This window comes from Chryseobacterium nakagawai (assembly GCF_900637665.1).
Classification (GTDB): domain Bacteria; phylum Bacteroidota; class Bacteroidia; order Flavobacteriales; family Weeksellaceae; genus Chryseobacterium; species Chryseobacterium nakagawai.
The window spans coordinates 5463887-5481560 of sequence record NZ_LR134386.1; the positions used below are offsets into that span (position 1 = coordinate 5463887).

Consider the following 17674-nt stretch of genomic DNA (forward strand, 5'->3'; position numbering starts at 1 on the left):
AAAATGGGACAGTAATAGGATTATTGTCTCATTTTTATTTCTATTGATTATAATAAAGAAGTTGTATCTCATGCAGATTTTTCTTCATCAGTATAAAGATATTATCCAACAGAATCTGTGACATCTGCGTAATCTTCGAGAAACAAAAATGCCCTTAGAGCATTATCTAAAAATCTAACGTTTGAAACCTCCAGTTCAGTGTATCAATTAATGTTAACTGATTTAGATTTACAGGAAGATTGGTAATTATTTTCAAGGCTTTAAGCGCCATCATACTTCCGATGATTCCTGGCAAGGCACCTAAGACTCCAAGACTGTCACAATCTCGCATCTCTTCGTCAAAAGGAGGTTCAGGAAAGAGGTCCCTTAAATTTTTGCTTCCTTTATAGTTGAATACGGCAACCTGCCCGGAAAATCCTAAGATACTTCCGTACACCAATGTTTTCTCCAATGCTACACAGGTATCATTTACCAGATATCTTGTTGAGAAATTGTCTGATCCATCTACAATAATATCGTATTGGGAAAGAATTTGTGAAGCATTGACTGCATCAATCTTTTGTTCAATTCCTATTACTTTTACCTGATGATTAAGGGTATTCACAAATTTCTCAGCACTTTTGATTTTCAATGTTCCTATTTCATTTTCATTATGAATGATCTGGCGGTTCAGATTGTGAAGTTCCACTGTATCAAAATCTGCCAATCCTAAAGTTCCCACTCCTGCGGCTGCCAGATATTGAATTACAGGACTCCCCAACCCTCCGGCACCTATAACCAGAACCTTTGCATTTATTATTTTCTTTTGTCCTTCCAATCCTATTTCATCAATAAAGATTTGGCGACTGTATCTTTTAAAAATATCTTCGCTTTGCATATTAAACAATCATCATTGAAATTTAAACTCCACTGTAAACGGAATCCCAATCCTTCATCACCGGATCATACCCTGATCGTCTAATCATATTTTTGATCTCCTCCATACTTCTTTCATCACTGGTTTCAAACTGCTCCAATGATTCTTTATCTACAGCATATCCGCCCGGATTTGTTTTTGAACCTGCACTCATGGTGGTGGCACCCAGTGCTACAATATGATTTCTGAAAGTTTCGTTTTCTCTGGTGGAAATGGATATTTCAAGATCTTCATTCCAGATTCTGTAGGCACAGATCAGTTGTAGCAAATCCTTATCTTCCATAACAAAATTAGGTTCAATAATTCCTTCTGCCGGCCTCAATCGCGGAAATGATACTGAAAACTTACTTTTCCAGTACTGTTTCTGCAGGTAATCGATGTGAAGAGCATTAAAGAAACTGTCTACACGCCAATCTTCCAGCCCAAGTAAAACCCCTAGCCCCATTTTATGAATTCCGGCTCGGCCAATTCTGTCGGGAGTATCTAAACGAAAATGGAAATTGGATTTTTTACCTTTCGGGTGATATTCTTTATATACCTCCTGATGGTAAGTCTCTTGGTACACCAATACGGAATGTACGCCTTCCTCATGAAGAAGTCTATATTCATTTTCCTCCAAAGGCTGTACTTCAATAGAAATATTGGAAAAATGGGGTTTCAGTAGACGAACGGCATTCTGAAAATAAGGAACACCTACTATTTTATTGGCTTCCCCACTCACCAGAAGAACATGATTCACTCTCATCGACTTTAAAACCGAAGATTCAATCATCAGCTCTGTATTAGAAAGTGTTTTTCTCTTGAGATTGTTATCCAGACTGAATCCGCAGTACGTACAGATATTCTGACATTCGTTGCTCAGATACAACGGAGCATACAACTGAATGGTCTTCCCAAAACGTTTCTGAGTAAGAGCTCTTGTCATAGTAGCCATAAGTTCCAACTCTTGTGAAGCTGCCGGTGAAAGCAGGTTCAGAAAGTCATCCAATGTTTTATGTCTTTTCTGGAGACTGTTTCGAACCTCGAAGATTGTTACTTTTTCAAGTCTGCCTTTTATCTCATCCCATTGGTACTCCTCGAAAACCTCCTTAAAACTATTCATTATTCTGATTTTTATTCAAACAAAAACGAAGTTAATGGGCTTGATGCTTCAGCATGATTTGCTATTGCTCCCAATCCTGATTCAAAAGCTCTTCTTCCGGCAATCACCCCTTCTTTAAAAGCTATGGCCATGTTCACCGGATTTCTTGCCACTGCAATGGCTGTATTCACAAGAACAGCATCTGCCCCCATTTCCATTGCTTTTGCGGCTTCCGATGGAGCGCCTATTCCCGCATCTACCACCACAGGAACCTTGCTTTGGCTGATGATAATTTCTAAAAAATCTAATGTTCTCAATCCTTTATTCGTTCCAATAGGTGCTCCCAAAGGCATTACTACGGCTGTTCCCGCATCTTCAAGACGTTTACATAAAACAGGGTCAGCATGAATGTAAGGCATCACCACAAAACCTAATTTTGCCAATTCTTCGGTTGCATAAAGTGTTTCAATAGGATCCGGCAATAAATATTTCGGATCCGGATGAATTTCCAGCTTTACCCAGTTCGTTTCTAAAGCTTCTCTGGCTAATTGTGCTGCTAAAACGGCTTCTTTTGCTGTTCTGGCTCCTGAAGTATTGGGCAAAAGATGAACATTTGTGCCTTTTAATGAGCCCAGAAGCTCATCTTCTTGTGATTGGGCATCAATTCTCTTTAAAGCCATCGTAACCATATTGGATTCTGATGCCACCACAGAGGCTGCCATATCTTCAAGACTTCCGAATTTTCCTGTTCCTAAAAATAATCTCGATTCAAAAGTTCTGTCTGCTATTATTAATTTTTGATTATGCATATATCATTGCTTTTTTAAATTCATTAACGAGAGCCGGTTCATTCGTAATCTGACCAGAAACCGCTACTCCATAAATTCCGATCTTTTGTAATTGTTGAATGTCTTTGAGATGAACTCCTCCAATGGCAAATATCTTGGGAATCACAATCGATTTTTCACCAAGCTGGTCTATAATTTCCTGATAACCTTCAAATCCAAGAATAGGGCTGAGCTTTTCTTTTGTAGAAGTGAATCTTAATGGGCCCAAACCAATATAATCACATGATTCATTCATTCTTTGAAGGACATCTGAAATGGTATTGGCTGTTCCACCAATGATCTTATTTTCACCCAGAACTAGTCTCGCTTTCTGAATAGAACCATCATCTAACCCTAAATGAACCCCATCCGCATCTATTGTCTTCACCAGCTGTACATGATCATTGATAATGCAAATTGATTGATATTCTGAACAAAGTTGCTTTGAAGTTTCACAAAGGTCTATTAATTCATTTTCAGGTGCATTTTTCCAACGGATTTGCACCCATTTTATCCCGTTATCTAAAGCTTTACGAATATTCTGCTCCTGCTCCTGCTTTGTATATCCTTGTGATATGTATTGTAATTTTTCCATATTGACTATGAATGTCTTCCCAATAAAGAGGGATTGCTTTTTAAAAATTGTTCGGTATATAATTCTCATTTTTTACAGGCTGTTTCCAGAATTTCATCTTTTGCAAACTCTCCTGCAATGGCTGAGGATAAGCCTCATACTGAAGCAGGCTTTGATAGTAGATAATTACAAAAGGACCTTGTCCCTGCATTTTCTAAAAACATGTATAGGTTCATCACTCTCCCAAATTGCGCCTAATAAAGCCACACCATTCACTCCAAGATCGAAGACTTCCTGAATACGATGAGAATCAATTCCTCCCAAAGCAATCAGTTTTACATCCGGATTATTTCTTTGTTTTAAACTTTCAATAACTGTTGAATCAATTCCATATCCTTTTTTGGAAATACTGGGAAAGAATGGACTTATGAAAGCATATTCCCATTCTTTTTCCAGAGTATTATAAGTAGTGATCTCATGAACAGAAGTTGAAATTGTATTACCATTCATAAAAGGTTTGTATCTTCTTACTTTTCGGTCTTCTTCTCTAAAGTGTAATCTTGAAATTCCATAGTTTTTTCCAAGCTCATAATGATTATGCAGTACTAATTGAGCATAAAATGAAGGATCAATACTATCAATAAATTCAGTCATTTCTTGTGGGCTGGTCCAAGGTTTCCTGATATGAAGCAAATCAAGCCCATCATGAAACATTTGATTGATAATCTCTGATTCATTCGGAACTATGGTTTCAGGAGTGATGACGAGAATCATATATAAATTTCTTTTCCTTTTTCAATAAACTCTTGTGATTTGTCAAACATTCCTTTCTCTGCAGATTCACGAATTTCCTGTGTGATTTTCATAGAGCAGAATTTTGGCCCGCACATCGAACAGAAATGGGCAATTTTAGCTCCATCAGCAGGAAGCGTTTCGTCATGATAGGCTCTGGCGGTATCCGGATCTAACGAAAGGTTGAACTGATCTTCCCATCTGAATTCGAATCTCGCTTTACTTAATGCGTTGTCTCTGTATTGCGATCCCGGATGTCCTTTTGCCAAATCCGCAGCATGGGCTGCTAATTTGTAAGTAATTACCCCTACTTTTACATCGTCTTTATTCGGAAGACCTAAATGTTCTTTCGGGGTTACATAGCAAAGCATTGCACATCCAAACCATCCGATCATTGCTGCTCCAATTCCTGAAGTGATATGATCATAGCCTGGTGCAATATCTGTAGTTAGGGGACCTAAAGTATAGAAAGGTGCTTCATCACATACTTCCAATTGTTTCTCCATGTTTTCTTTGATCATGTGCATCGGAACGTGCCCAGGGCCTTCAATCATCACCTGTACGTTGTGCTTCCAGGCAATTTTTGTTAGTTCGCCTAATGTTTCCAACTCTGCAAACTGAGCCGCATCATTGGCATCAGCAATAGATCCAGGACGTAAACCGTCTCCTAATGAAAAAGCTACATCATACTTCTTCATGATCTCGCAAATCTCTTCAAAATGAGTGTATAAAAAGTTTTCCTTGTGATGATACAAACACCATTTTGCCATAATTGAACCTCCTCTGGAAACAATTCCCGTTACTCTGTTTGCTGTCAGGTGAATATATCTTAATAAAACTCCGGCATGGATGGTAAAATAAGACACGCCCTGCTCTGCTTGTTCTATCAAGGTATCTTTAAAAACTTCCCAGGTTAAATCTTCAGGTACTCCTTTTACCTTTTCTAGCGCTTGATAAATCGGAACAGTACCAATTGGAACCGGACTGTTTCTGATAATCCATTCTCGGGTTTCATGAATATTCTTTCCTGTAGAAAGATCCATAATGGTATCTGCACCCCATCGGCAAGCCCATACTGCTTTTTCCACTTCTTCATCAATACTTGACGAAACCGCACTGTTTCCAATATTCGCATTGATTTTTACCAAAAAGTTTCGTCCGATAATCATCGGCTCACTTTCCGGGTGATTGATATTATTCGGGATAATAGCTCTTCCTGCAGCAATTTCATCCCTTACAAACTCTGGAGTAATTTTGCTTTTTGGAGTATTCGCTCCAAAGCTGTTTCCGATATGCTGACAAGCCATTTCTTTTGGAACCGTTGCAAGCTGTTCTATTCTTTGGTTTTCTCTGATCGCAATGTATTCCATTTCAGGAGTAATAATTCCCTGTTTTGCATAATAAAGTTGAGTAAGTTCCTTACCATCCTGAACAACCTTAGGTTTATGATCGTAAGAAAAGCGCAATTCATCAAGTTTTGGATCTGCCAGACGGGCTTTCCCATATTCAGATGTAATTCCTTCCAGAATCGTAACATCTTCTCTGTCCAGAATCCATTGCTCTCTTATTCTTGGAAGTCCCTTTTGAATATCGATTACACTATTTTCATCGGTATAGGGACCGGAAGTATCATAAATGGTTACCGGAGCATTTTCTTCAAAATTTCCATTGCTAAGCTTAGTGGGGCTAAGCTTTATTTCACGCATTGCTACGCTGATAGGATGAATTTTTCCTTCAACATAAATTTTCTTTGAGTTCGGAAATGGCGAACATGTAATTGAATGAGCCATAAATATTGGTATTAAATATGAGAATTATCCGCCCTGAGTGGCAGTAATGATTAAAATTGAATCTTGATTGTTAAGAGGAGTCTCCGCCCAGGCTGACAGCGGAACAATACGGTTGTTGAGTGCTACGGCAATACCCTTCTTTTTTCCAGGTAATTCCATAGCCAATAATGCTTCCAGGTTTTCAGGAAGTACATCAAATGTTTTTCGGGTGTGGTTGATTATAAGTTCCATTCCTAATAATTTAAATATACTTTAGGAATGGCCATTATTGTACAATAGAATGTACAGCAAAAGTCATCTACTTTTCCCTACGCTGGTATAATCCAGATCAGGTTCAAAGGGTAAAGTCTCAGTCTGTAAAAACAGACACCCCTAAAGTGTGGGACGAAGTTAGCTATTTTTTCAGAATGGGCAAAATCAAATTTTCAGGAAACAAAAAATCCATCTCAACTTTGGAGATGGATCTTATTAATATTTATTCAAAATGCTTTAATAGAAAAGCTTTAACCTGCCATTGGTATTATATTGATTAGTCCAATTTGATTGATTCAGAAAAAATTCGGAGCTATAAGGTTGATATTCTTTTGAAATTCTTCTCTGAGGATTATTTTTTGATAATGAAAAGTAGAAATAATCTTCAAAAATTCCCAAATTCTTAAATGGATTTTGTGCAGAATCAAAATTATCAAATGTAATTTCGTTCGTAATGTATGCATCAACATTATTATGCTTTTGAGTTTTAGTTGCCTTTTCTAAATTTCCTGAATTATTATAAATAAACTTTTCTACGTACGTCAAAATATAATCTTGTGGGTCAGTTGGATCGTATGGAACGTTAGGATATTGAGTTAAAATCTCAATTAGCTTTCCTGAAGCGTCATAAGTATAGGTCAAATACTTATCCATATATGAATTATTAACCTCTGGAATAACTAATTTAATAACTCTACCTTGATTATCAAATTCAAACCTTCTTTCCTTCAATTGAACATTGAAACTAGGGTCAGAGCTATAGTTTTTCATAATTGCTGTATTTCCTGTATACGTTATCATTGTATACACTGATTTTGAATAAGCATAAGAAAAACCCGTGCTTCCAGAAAGTTCCAACTTTCCTCCTACTTTTTTACTAACTCTTCCCTGAGAATCATATTCGAAAATATAATTTTGTTCCAATTCATTAAACACAGGTGATAAAACAGGATAATTCCACGAGATTTTGCTTGTATTTTCAGTAACCGTCTGTTGTGAATTATCAATAGGCATTTCATCATTGTCTGAACAAGATGCCATAACCAGCAATGTGGCTAATAAAAGTGATTTGAATTTCATGTTATAGTTTATGGTTATTCTTCACAAGCCCTCCAAACAGCATCATTCTGCGGAACAGGAGCTATAATTTCTATTTCTTCTTTGGTTACAGGATGAATAAATTCCAATTTCCTTGCATGAAGATTAATTCCTCCATCCGGATTGGAACGCGGAGAACCATATTTTAAGTCTCCTTTGATTGGAATGCCTGTCTTAGATAGCTGAGCTCTTATCTGATGGTGCCTTCCCGTTTCAAGATCTATTTCAAGAAGCAGATAATTATCCAAAGTCTTTATAACATTATAGGCCAGGATAGCTTCCTTAGCTCCTTCTGTAACTTTTGGAAAAACAATCGCCTTATTATTCTTCTCATTCTTCTTTAAATAATGAACGAGTCTTTGGCTTTGTGGAATTATCTCTTTTCCCACTACGGCCCAATAAGTCTTTTTAACTTCACGATTCTTCACCATTTGAGTAAGACGGGAAAGCGCTTTTGAAGTTTTAGCATAAATGACCAAACCTGAAGTAGGGCGGTCTATACGATGAACCAAGCCGAGAAAAACATTTCCCGGCTTAGCATCTCTTATTTTTATAAAATTCTTAATAGATTCCAATAGTGATTCATCACCAGTCTTGTCACCTTGTACAAGCTGACCAACTTTTTTGTTCACTACCAGAAGGTGGTTGTCTTCATATACAATCTGCTCCTTCATTAAATCTATCTGTTACGGTTTCTATTTGACATTGAAAGAATAATCCCTGCTAAAAGGCCAATTGTTTTAAGCCCTGAAATCATTGGACTTTCAGGCAGTAAAGCTCCAACTACACAAACTCCTGCTGCTGCATACATCGCATACATAAAGTTTTTATTGGTCAGCATTGGTGCCTGAATAAAGAAACTGGCTCCTATCAGAATATAGAAGACTTTTCTGGACAATAAATGATTGATGTCAGGTGAAAATAAATTGAACCAGCCAATGGCTAAGCAGATCAATGCTGCAATAGATAGGATTCCCTGAATAGATTGTTGTTGATTTTGCATGAATTAATTTTAATAACTTTCGTTTTGGTTAGGGAACTCTATGCTCTTCACATCTTTTACATATTGAGACACTGCTCCAGTAATTTCTGTGTAAAGATCAAGATATCTTCTTAAAAATTTTGGACTGAACCCTTTATTCATTCCTACCATATCATGATACACTAAAACCTGACCATCACAGTCTGCTCCTGCACCAATTCCTATTGTAGGAATAGAAATACTCTCAGTAACTTTTTTAGCTAATTCTGCAGGAATTTTTTCCAATACAACAGAGAAGCATCCCAATTCTTCTAAAAGCTGTGCATCAGCAATCAGCTTTTCAGCTTCTGCCTCTTCTTTTGCTCTTACTTTATACGTTCCGAATTTATAAATAGACTGTGGAGTTAATCCTAAGTGTCCCATTACAGGAATTCCGGCATTGATTATTTTCTTAATAGATTTTGAAATCTCTTTTCCGCCTTCAATTTTCACGGCATGCGCGCCTCCTTCTTTCATCATTCTTACTGCAGACTCTAATGCTTTTTCAGGATTACTCTGATACGTTCCGAATGGTAGATCTGCTACCACCAAAGCTCTGTCGGTTCCTCTTACCACACTTTGAGCATGGTAGATCATTTGGTCTAATGTAATAGGTAGCGTAGTTTCAAAACCCGCCATTACATTCGCTGCAGAGTCTCCAATCAAAATAGCATCTACTCCACCTGCATCTACCATCTTTGCCGTGGTAAAATCATAAGCAGTAAGCATTGTTATTTTTTCCTTGTCGAATTTCATTTTGCGCAAGGTTTCAGTCGTAACTTTTTTAATTTCAGAGTGAACAGACATAATTTATCTATTTTTTAAAAGTTAAAAAGTCGGCCATTCAGCCGACTTAAGTTTTTATGATTTTTATAAAACTACGTGACCGAGTTTCATGAGTTTATCGTGATTTAGAATCTTGATGTTTCGTCCGTCAACTTCTATCAGGCTATCCTGTTTGAATTCTGAGATCAAACGGATGGCGCTTTCTGTAGCCGTACCAATAATGTTGGCAATTTCTTCTCTTGTTAATGAAATTTTGATAAATCCTTCAGGATCTACTCCTAATTTCTGTTCCAAAAGCAGCAATATTTCAGCCAGCCTTTCTCTTACCGTTTTCTGGGCAAGGAACGTAATGGTATTGGAAGATTCTCCTAATTCGTAAGAAATTTTTTGAAGCATTACGAAAGACAATTGCGGATCTACCTCTAGAAGATACATAAAGATATCTGCTGGTAAGAAAACACACTCAATGTCTGTCATGGCTTCTGCTTTAGCTTGGAAGTTTTCCCCGCAAAGCAAAGAACGATAGCCGATAATATCCCCTTCTTTAATAAATCTTAAAATCTGATCTTTCCCAAATGCACCTGATTTTGAAAGTTTAGCGGCCCCATTTTCAAGTACAAACACCCCTTTTGGAGTCTCTCCATCTTCAAAAATAGTATCGTGTTTCTGAAAACTCAATCTTTTTTTACCGTTAATATATTTTTCAAAATCTGCGCTAGAAAGTCTTTCCTTAAAAGATTTATCATTAAAAACTCTGGCGAACCTCTCTTCAATGGCTATCTGTTGTTCCTGCGGCATTTTATATGATATTTATCACAAAAATAGAACTTTTTAACTCGATAAACAAAAAAAATTGTTATAATTTTGTAGTTCAATATTTTAGGGAGGTGAGCGAGAACTGTTTTCATTGTGGTCAAGGTATAGAAAAAGAGAGAATTTTGTTTGATGAAAAGACTTTCTGTTGCAATGGCTGTAAGTCTGTTTATGAAATTCTGAATATAAATAATTTAAGTAATTTCTATGAACTTAATAAAGGGGCAGGAATTCGTCCGGGTGATGAAAATTCTACCCAGTTCGATTATTTAGATACTCCGGAAATTTTTGAAAAAGTTACCGATTTCTCTGAAGGAAACACCAGTCTTGTCACATTCAAGATTCCTGTAATTCACTGTTCCTCTTGCATCTGGTTACTGGAAAGCCTTCATACCCTGAATCCTTATATTAAATATTCTCAGGTTAACTTCACAAGAAAGACCTTACAGATCTCATTCAACCATAACGATCTAAAATTAAGCGAACTTGCTAATTTCCTAACCAATTTAGGATATAAACCCGTTATCAGCCTTGAAACTGCTGAGAAAAATGTTGACCATCTTGACAAATCACTTCTTATAAAGTTTGCGATTGCAGGTTTTGCTTTCGGAAACGGGATGTTTTTAGCATTCCCAGAATATGTGGGTGGGGAAGACTACTGGATGGAACATTACAAAGGTCTTTTCAGGGTTCTGATGTTCTTATTAGCCTGCCCCGTTGTATTTTATTCCGCTTCAGATTATTACAAATCCGCTTGGTACGGATTAAAAAATAAAATTGTCAACATTGACGTTCCTATTGTATTAGGGATATTTGTTCTTTTCGGAAGAAGTATTTACGAAGTAGCAACAGATTACGGTCCCGGATATTTTGACACCCTTTGCGGACTTCTGTTCTTTATGCTGATGGGGAAACTGTTCCAAAAAAGAACCTATAGTGCTCTTTCTTATGACAGAGATTACAAATCATTCTACCCTATTGCTGTAACCAAGGTAGACTTTGAAGGAAAACAGGAAAACATTCTCCTTTCCGAAATAAAAGTTGGAGACAGAATATTAGTTAGAAACCAGGAAATCATCCCGGTAGACGCCATCCTTATCAACGGAGAAGGAAACATTGACAACAGTTTTATCACAGGAGAAAGTGAAAGTATCAGCAAACAACCGGGAGACAAAATTTTTGCTGGTGGAAAACAGATAGGATCATCTCTGGAACTGGAGGTGATTAAGGATGTTGATCAGAGTTATCTTACTCAGCTCTGGAATAAAGAGGCCTTCAAGAAACACGAAACGGGTCTTGATACTCTAACCAACAATATCAGTAAATACTTTACATTCATCATCTTAGGAATTGCTCTTATTTCTGGAATTTACTGGGCATTCATCGATTTAGAGAAAATGTTCCAGGTTGTTTCAGCAATTCTCATCATTGCTTGTCCTTGTGCGCTTGCACTATCTGCACCCTTCACTTTCGGACACATTATGAGAATTTTAGGTCGAAATAAATTTTATGTAAAAGACACACTAACGATTGAAAAAATCGCCAAATTAGATACTATTGTTTTTGATAAAACCGGAACCATCACTCACAGAAAAAGATCAAACATTAAGTTTGAAGGTTCTGAAATCAGCGAATTTGACCAACTGAATATCAAAACATTATTAAAGAACTCCAACCACCCTCTTTCTAAATCACTTTATGAATTCATTGAAGTGAATGATGATTATTTCCCCGTGGAAGACTTCCAGGAAATCTCAGGAAAAGGGTACTTGGCAAACGTAAGAGGAAATCTTTATAAAATCGGCTCTGCCCGTTATAACAATCAAGAGCCTAAAAACCTAGAAACCGCTGTTTATATCAGCAAAAATGATGAATTCCTAGGCAAGTTTATCTTTAAGAATGAATACAGACCTAAACTTAAAGATCTATTCAAGAAACTCACCCACTACAAAATATTTATTCTGAGTGGAGATAATTCCTCAGAGGAAAATCAGCTTAAAGAGCTCATTCCAAACTACAAAGGAATGGCTTTCAACCAAAGCCCGGAAGACAAACTGAACTACATTAGAAATCTTCAGGATCAGAACATGAAAGTAGCCATGCTTGGTGATGGACTCAATGATGCAGGAGCCCTAAAGCAGAGCAATGTAGGAATTGCCATTGCTGATGACACCAACAGCTTTACCCCTTCTTCTGACGTTATCATGAATGGTGAAAAAGTAGTGACTTTAGATAACTATCTGAATGTCTGCAAAGGCTCCATCACCATTGTGAAAATGACATTTATAATTAGTTTTCTTTACAATATCGTTGGGTTAAGTTACGCAGTTACAGGGCACATGCATCCGCTTTTCGCGGCTCTCATCATGCCAGCAAGCTCCATCACGGTAGTTACATTTACGACAGTTTCAACATGGATACTGGGTCGCAAATACTTCAAAAAACAGGCTTAAACCCTCTTATTTAGACTGATTTTAAATTAGCTGAAATCGGCATTTCGTGATGAATGTCATTATTTTTCACTAAATTTGAACCCCGAAAATAGGTTAATTTTGTTGTCCAATGGATATTCTATATTTAATGATCGTCTGCAGTGTTTCTTTAGCTGCGATCTTCCTGGTCGTATTTATAGTGTATGCCAGAAAAGGACAGTTTGAAGACGACGAATCTCCTGCTGTCAGAATCCTTTTCGATGACGAAGTCAAGGAAAAAGATGAAACTGGCGACAAAGATAAAGACGAGAAAGAAATAGGAGAAAATAATAAAAATTGAGAAAAATAGTGAATAGTTGATATGGAAACACAAAAGTTTAGTTATGACAATAGTATTGTCCGTGCGTTCCTCTATGCGACCATTATCTTTGGTTTCATAGGATTTACGTTCGGGCTTACGGCGGCATTAATGCTTTTCTACCCTGAATTACCTGAATTCTTATTCGGTACAGATGACACAACCATTAAAAGTTTGGCATCGGGTAATATTCAAGGGTTAATAAACACTCATGGAGCGTTTGGTTTTGGTAGAATCAGAATGTTGCACACCAATACCGTGATCTTTGCGTTCGTGTGTAATATTGTTTATGTAGGAGTATACTACTCTACGCAAAGATTATTGAAGACAAGAATGTACAGTGATACATTATCTTGGATTCACTTCTGGACTTGGCAGTTTATGATCGTTGCTACGTTCATTACCTTCTTTATGGGTATTAATACTTCTAAAGAATATGCTGAGCATGAGTGGCCAATCGATATCCTGATTGCATTCTCATGGATCATTTTTGGTGTTAACATGATCATGACTATTTCAAAGAGAAGAGTAAGGCACTTGTATGTTGCTATTTGGTTCTATCTTGGAACTTGGGTAGCTGTAGCAATGCTTCACATCTTCAACAACCTTGAAGTTCCATTATCTTTCTCTGGCTGGAAATCTTATTCTGCATATGCAGGAGCAAAAGATGCCATCGTACAATGGTGGTATGGTCACAATGCGGTAGCATTCGTATTGACAACTCCAGTTCTAGGTTTAATGTATTACTTCTTACCAAAAGCAGCAGACAGACCTGTATTCTCATATAAACTGTCTATTATTCACTTTTGGTCACTAATCTTCGTATATATCTGGGCTGGTCCTCACCACCTTCAGTATACCGCTCTTCCAGCATGGGCACAGGCAGTAGGAACAGGTTTCTCTATCATGCTTATCGCACCGTCTTGGGGAGGAATGTTAAATGGTCTTCTTACCTTAAGAGGAGCTTGGGATAAAGTAAGAGAAAATCCTATCCTTAAGTTCTTCGTAGTAGCTGTTACTTGTTATGGTATGGCAACGTTTGAAGGACCACTATTGGCAACGAAAAACATCAACAAAATTGGTCACTTTACTGACTGGGTTATCGGTCACGTACACTTAGGAGCTCTTGGATGGAATGGTTTCATGGCATTCGGGGTTATCTATTACCTAGTACCTATTATGTGGAGAACAAAAATTTGGTCTGTAAAATTAGCTAACTGGCATTTCTGGTTAGGGACTTTAGGAATTATTTTCTATGCAGTACCAATGTATATTTCCGGATTCACACAAGGATTAATGTGGAAGCAATTCAACCCGGACGGAACATTATTATGGAAAAACTGGTTGGATACTGTAACGGCGATTATTCCTTACTTCAAAATGAGATTCTTAGGAGGTATCTTCTATATTTCCGGAGCAATCTTAATGATCGTTAACGTAATTGCTACGGTAAGAAAAGGATCATTCCAGAAAGAAGTTCCTGCTGAAGCACCTGCATTAGCAAACATCGGGAACAAACGTAAAGAAGGAGAAGGATTCCACCTTTGGTTGGAAAGAATGCCATTATTGTTAACAGTATTATCATTGTTTACAATTTCAATAGGAAGTATGGTTGAAATCATCCCTACCCTATCCCTTAAGAAAAGTGTACCTACTATTTCAGCGGTGAAGCCTTATTCTCCACTAGAACTTGAAGGTAGAGATATTTATATCCGTGAAGGATGTAATGCTTGTCACTCTCAGATGATCAGACCGTTCAGAGATGAGATTACAAGATTTAACGGTAAAAACGGACAGTACTCTAAAGCTGGGGAATTTGTATATGACAGACCATTCCTTTGGGGATCTAAGAGAACTGGACCGGATTTACATAGAGAAGGAGGTAAAAACCCAAGTTCTTGGCACTACAAGCACATGTATAACCCAAGATCAACCTCTGCAGGTTCTATCATGCCTCGTTACCCTTGGTTAATTGCTACGAATTTAGACAGGTCTAAAATGGTAGATAAATTGAAGCTTATGAAGAATACATTTGATGTACCTTATACAAAAGCTCAAATCGATTCTGCAGATAAATGGGCAGACAACCAATCGGCAAAAATTGTAAAAGATATCTTCTCTGAAGCAAATGACTTGAAAGAGGCTTATGCTAAGAGACCTCAGGGAGAATTAGAGAAAAAAGAAATCATTGCTCTTATTTCTTATCTTCAAAGACTAGGAACTGATATTAAAACAACTGAAATTAAAACAGCAAGTAATAACTAAAAACATTAAAACTTAGTATGATTCCTCAGAACTTTAAAGATATATTATCCAATACAGAAAACGCTGGTTTCTACCAGACGCTGGCTCTGATTTTCTTTATGCTGTTTTTCGTTGCTCTGGTAATTTATGTTTTTAGCAAGCCTAAGAAATATTACAAAGAGGAAGAAGAAGCTCCCCTTGGAGAGGATGAAGACGATGATTTTAATTTAAAAAATTAAACTATTTTTTATGAAACAAAGAACACCTGTTGTTGTAAACATCTTGATAATAATTGGACTTTTAATAGTTTTTTATTATTTGTTTGTGCAGAGCTACGCGTTCCTAGCTTCGCCTTACTTCTGGGGAACTGTTGTGATAGCTGGTATCCTTGCCTTTATCCACAGTGCTATTGGAGATTTGATTGAAAACAACAAATTCAAAAAATTATCTCCGGAAGAGAAAGCGGCTTATTTAGCTGAAAAGAAAATTCCTTTCTTCAAAAGAATGTATGCAGCAGCCTTCAAAAAGCAATCTGATACAGAAGAAAAAGATATCCTTATTGACCATGGTTTTGATGGAATTATGGAGCTGGATAACCAATTACCAAAATGGTGGGTAGGTTTATTCTACTTTGGGACTGCTTTTTGTATTGTATATATTGCAGCGTATGCGTTTACAGATTTCGCTCACCCATTAAGCGAATATGAAAAGGAATACAAAGAACAATTGGCAAGTATTGCAATTTATGAAGCAAGCCAGCCTCCTGTAACCATTGAAACAGCTAAATATTCAGCTGATAATATTGCAGAAGGTAAAGAATTATTCAAGACAAACTGTGCATCTTGTCACAAAGAAGACGGTAGTGGAGGTATTGGTCCAAACCTTACTGATAACTTCTGGATCAACCAACCTGAGAAGACGTTATTCAAAAACGTATTCCACATGGACTGGAATGGTTCTCCTACTAACCCTGCGATGAGAGCATTTGGTAAAAACGGAGAAGTTTCTGGAGCTGAAATTGAAAAGATTGCAGCGTATGTATATCACATCAACCAGGAATTACCACCAGTGACTCAGGCTCAAGGAGGAGCAGCTCCTCAAGGAACTGAAGCACATTGGGAAAAAGAATAATTTAGAAAAATTAGAAACATATGAAAAAAACATAATTTGTTATTACCTTAAAAATAGTAACGAATTATGTTTTTTCTTTTTTAAACACATTACAATATGTCAGACATAGAAGAAATAGAAGTACGAGGCGGACAGGGACAGGTTCTGGACCCTGAGACTTACAGAGATTCTATCGGGACAATGGAGCAATCCGGTAAAAGAAGATGGGTATTTCCGAGAAAACCAAAAGGGAAATACACCAACTATAGAAACATTGTAAGTTATCTCCTATTAATTATTTATTTTTCATTACCGTTCATCAAAATCAATGGTAACCCATTGTTGATGTTTAATGTCATAGACAGAGAGTTTTTCATCTTTGGACAACCTTTCTATCCACAAGACTTTTTTATCCTGACTTTAGGTGCCATCGCATCTTTAATCTTTATTATCGTTTTTACGATTGCATTCGGAAGAATTTTCTGCGGGTGGATTTGCCCTCAGACAATTTTTATGGAATCCATTTTCCGTAAAATCGAATATCTGATTGAAGGTGACCGAAACAAGCAGATGAAGCTGGACAGACAGGAATGGGACAGCGAGAAGATCTGGAAAAGAACTTTAAAATGGTCTGTTTATATCATTATTTCACTCATCATCACTCACTTTATGTTTATGTATATTGTGGGTTATGAACAAGTATTCAGAATTGTTTCTGAAGGACCATTTACGCATCCTACCAATTTCATTGTAATGATTCTTCTTACCGCTGCATTTTACTTTGTATTTGCATGGTTCAGAGAACAGGTATGTACTTTGGTTTGCCCTTACGGAAGACTTCAGGGAGTATTGATTGATAAAGATACAATCAATGTTTTCTATGATTTCAAAAGAGGAGAAAACAGATCAAAATGGAGAAAAGGTGAAGACAGAAAAGCAGCTGGTAAAGGAGACTGTATCGATTGCCATCAGTGTGTAGTAGTATGTCCTACCGGAATTGATATCAGAGACGGGCAACAGCTGGAATGTATCAACTGTACCGCATGTATTGATGCCTGTGACGAAGTCATGGAAAAAGTAGGACTTCCAAAAGGTTTGGTAAGATATGCTTCTGAAAATGAAATTGAAAAACAAACTCAGTTTAAATTTACAGGAAGAATGAAAGGATTCAGTATATTCTTATTTCTTCTGGTAGGATTCTTAGGATATCTATTATATAGCCGTGGGGAAATGGAAGCTAAATTCATTAAACCCGCTGGAAGCACATTCTTTGTGAAAGAAGGAAAAATTATTAATACTTATAATTATACTTTCCTGAATAAGACCAATGAAAAGAAAATTGTTACCATCAAGGTAATAGACCCTGCACATGGAGAAATCACTTACAGTGCATCTAGTAAAATTCAGGTAGATAGAGATAAAATTACCAAAGGAACGATCAATATCAGCTTTCCGGAAGATGAAATGAAGCTTTCTAAACAGAACATTACGATCGGAGTTTACGATATGAAAGGTAAACTGGTAGATTCTTATCAAACTTATTTTGAGGGACCATTTAAATTACAATTTTAATTAGACAA

18 protein-coding genes and 1 riboswitch are annotated in these 17674 nt (G+C 36.9%); of the genes, 6 read left to right on the top strand and 12 right to left on the bottom strand.

Annotated elements, in window-relative coordinates; all coding sequences use genetic code 11:
- Nucleotides 1–166: 166 nt before the first annotated feature.
- The 12 genes from EL260_RS24710 to EL260_RS24765 all read right to left on the bottom strand — a co-directional run bounded on the left by EL260_RS24710 (nt 167) and on the right by EL260_RS24765 (nt 9935).
- Nucleotides 167–877, bottom strand: coding sequence for a HesA/MoeB/ThiF family protein (locus EL260_RS24710; protein ID WP_123858165.1), 711 nt, complete (start codon nt 875–877; stop codon nt 167–169).
- A gap of 22 nt (nt 878–899) precedes the next feature.
- Nucleotides 900–2018 carry a 2-iminoacetate synthase ThiH gene (gene thiH / locus EL260_RS24715; RefSeq protein ID WP_123858166.1) on the bottom strand — a complete coding sequence of 373 codons (1119 nt, stop codon included), beginning with the start codon at nt 2016–2018 and terminating at the stop codon, nt 900–902.
- 11 nt (nt 2019–2029) lie between these two features.
- Entirely contained in the window at nt 2030–2806 is a 777-nt protein-coding gene (locus tag EL260_RS24720) for a thiazole synthase (protein ID WP_123858167.1), read from the bottom strand.
- Entirely contained in the window at nt 2799–3419 is a 621-nt protein-coding gene (locus tag EL260_RS24725; protein ID WP_123858168.1) for a thiamine phosphate synthase, read from the bottom strand. The genes EL260_RS24720 and EL260_RS24725 overlap by 8 nt, the downstream gene beginning before the upstream one ends.
- A 165-nt stretch (nt 3420–3584) precedes the next feature.
- Nucleotides 3585–4172, bottom strand: a complete 588-nt coding sequence (locus EL260_RS24730) for a thiamine phosphate synthase (protein ID WP_123858169.1) — start codon at nt 4170–4172, stop codon at nt 3585–3587.
- Nucleotides 4169–5980, bottom strand: a complete 1812-nt coding sequence (thiC, locus tag EL260_RS24735) for a phosphomethylpyrimidine synthase ThiC (protein ID WP_123858170.1) — start codon at nt 5978–5980, stop codon at nt 4169–4171. Before thiC ends, EL260_RS24730 begins: the two co-directional genes overlap by 4 nt.
- 24 nt (nt 5981–6004) lie before the next feature.
- Complete coding sequence (gene thiS, locus EL260_RS24740) at nt 6005–6211, bottom strand: sulfur carrier protein ThiS (protein ID WP_123858171.1); 207 nt, start codon at nt 6209–6211, stop codon at nt 6005–6007.
- A gap of 57 nt (nt 6212–6268) precedes the next feature.
- Nucleotides 6269–6364: riboswitch (TPP riboswitch) on the bottom strand.
- 105 nt (nt 6365–6469) lie between these two features.
- On the bottom strand, nt 6470–7312 hold the full coding sequence (locus EL260_RS24745; RefSeq protein ID WP_123858172.1) for a hypothetical protein: 843 nt from the start codon (nt 7310–7312) through the stop codon (nt 6470–6472).
- Nucleotides 7313–7326: 14 nt separating this feature from the next.
- Complete coding sequence (locus EL260_RS24750) at nt 7327–8004, bottom strand: RluA family pseudouridine synthase (protein ID WP_123858173.1); 678 nt, start codon at nt 8002–8004, stop codon at nt 7327–7329.
- Between the two features lie 5 nt (nt 8005–8009).
- Nucleotides 8010–8333 (bottom strand): hypothetical protein, encoded by a 324-nt coding sequence (locus tag EL260_RS24755; RefSeq protein ID WP_123858174.1) that lies wholly within the window; start codon nt 8331–8333, stop codon nt 8010–8012.
- Between the two features lie 9 nt (nt 8334–8342).
- A complete protein-coding gene (panB, locus tag EL260_RS24760) occupies nt 8343–9158 on the bottom strand; it encodes a 3-methyl-2-oxobutanoate hydroxymethyltransferase (RefSeq protein ID WP_123858175.1) in 816 nt (271 codons plus the stop codon).
- A 63-nt stretch (nt 9159–9221) separates the two neighbouring features.
- Entirely contained in the window at nt 9222–9935 is a 714-nt protein-coding gene (locus EL260_RS24765; protein ID WP_123858176.1) for a Crp/Fnr family transcriptional regulator, read from the bottom strand.
- A gap of 89 nt (nt 9936–10024) precedes the next feature.
- On the opposite strand from EL260_RS24765, the gene EL260_RS24770 reads away from it, so the two are divergent.
- From EL260_RS24770 to ccoG, 6 genes are all read left to right on the top strand, one after another.
- Complete coding sequence (locus tag EL260_RS24770; RefSeq protein ID WP_123858177.1) at nt 10025–12403, top strand: heavy metal translocating P-type ATPase; 2379 nt, start codon at nt 10025–10027, stop codon at nt 12401–12403.
- A 109-nt stretch (nt 12404–12512) separates the two neighbouring features.
- The gene (ccoS, locus tag EL260_RS24775) at nt 12513–12722 is read left to right on the top strand and encodes a cbb3-type cytochrome oxidase assembly protein CcoS (protein ID WP_123858178.1); all 210 of its coding nucleotides are present in this window, start codon (nt 12513–12515) and stop codon (nt 12720–12722) included.
- A gap of 21 nt (nt 12723–12743) precedes the next feature.
- Nucleotides 12744–15005, top strand: coding sequence for a cytochrome-c oxidase, cbb3-type subunit I (gene ccoN, locus EL260_RS24780; protein ID WP_123858179.1), 2262 nt, complete (start codon nt 12744–12746; stop codon nt 15003–15005).
- A gap of 17 nt (nt 15006–15022) precedes the next feature.
- Nucleotides 15023–15223, top strand: a complete 201-nt coding sequence (locus EL260_RS24785) for a cbb3-type cytochrome oxidase subunit 3 (protein WP_045501410.1) — start codon at nt 15023–15025, stop codon at nt 15221–15223.
- A gap of 10 nt (nt 15224–15233) precedes the next feature.
- Complete coding sequence (locus tag EL260_RS24790; protein ID WP_123858180.1) at nt 15234–16115, top strand: cbb3-type cytochrome c oxidase N-terminal domain-containing protein; 882 nt, start codon at nt 15234–15236, stop codon at nt 16113–16115.
- Between the two features lie 96 nt (nt 16116–16211).
- A complete protein-coding gene (ccoG, locus tag EL260_RS24795; protein ID WP_123858181.1) occupies nt 16212–17666 on the top strand; it encodes a cytochrome c oxidase accessory protein CcoG in 1455 nt (484 codons plus the stop codon).
- The last annotated feature ends 8 nt before the right edge of the window (nt 17667–17674 follow it).

Coding starts and splice junctions, on each gene's coding strand:
- EL260_RS24710 (WP_123858165.1), bottom strand. CDS start 877: ATGCAAAGCGAAGATATTTTTAAAAGATACAGTCGCCAAATCTTTATT.
- thiH (WP_123858166.1), bottom strand. CDS start 2,018: ATGAATAGTTTTAAGGAGGTTTTCGAGGAGTACCAATGGGATGAGATA.
- EL260_RS24720 (WP_123858167.1), bottom strand. CDS start 2,806: ATGCATAATCAAAAATTAATAATAGCAGACAGAACTTTTGAATCGAGA.
- EL260_RS24725 (WP_123858168.1), bottom strand. CDS start 3,419: ATGGAAAAATTACAATACATATCACAAGGATATACAAAGCAGGAGCAG.
- EL260_RS24730 (WP_123858169.1), bottom strand. CDS start 4,172: ATGATTCTCGTCATCACTCCTGAAACCATAGTTCCGAATGAATCAGAG.
- thiC (WP_123858170.1), bottom strand. CDS start 5,980: ATGGCTCATTCAATTACATGTTCGCCATTTCCGAACTCAAAGAAAATT.
- thiS (WP_123858171.1), bottom strand. CDS start 6,211: ATGGAACTTATAATCAACCACACCCGAAAAACATTTGATGTACTTCCT.
- EL260_RS24745 (WP_123858172.1), bottom strand. CDS start 7,312: ATGAAATTCAAATCACTTTTATTAGCCACATTGCTGGTTATGGCATCT.
- EL260_RS24750 (WP_123858173.1), bottom strand. CDS start 8,004: ATGAAGGAGCAGATTGTATATGAAGACAACCACCTTCTGGTAGTGAAC.
- EL260_RS24755 (WP_123858174.1), bottom strand. CDS start 8,333: ATGCAAAATCAACAACAATCTATTCAGGGAATCCTATCTATTGCAGCA.
- panB (WP_123858175.1), bottom strand. CDS start 9,158: ATGTCTGTTCACTCTGAAATTAAAAAAGTTACGACTGAAACCTTGCGC.
- EL260_RS24765 (WP_123858176.1), bottom strand. CDS start 9,935: ATGCCGCAGGAACAACAGATAGCCATTGAAGAGAGGTTCGCCAGAGTT.
- ccoS (WP_123858178.1), top strand. CDS start 12,513: ATGGATATTCTATATTTAATGATCGTCTGCAGTGTTTCTTTAGCTGCG.
- ccoN (WP_123858179.1), top strand. CDS start 12,744: ATGGAAACACAAAAGTTTAGTTATGACAATAGTATTGTCCGTGCGTTC.
- EL260_RS24785 (WP_045501410.1), top strand. CDS start 15,023: ATGATTCCTCAGAACTTTAAAGATATATTATCCAATACAGAAAACGCT.
- EL260_RS24790 (WP_123858180.1), top strand. CDS start 15,234: ATGAAACAAAGAACACCTGTTGTTGTAAACATCTTGATAATAATTGGA.
- ccoG (WP_123858181.1), top strand. CDS start 16,212: ATGTCAGACATAGAAGAAATAGAAGTACGAGGCGGACAGGGACAGGTT.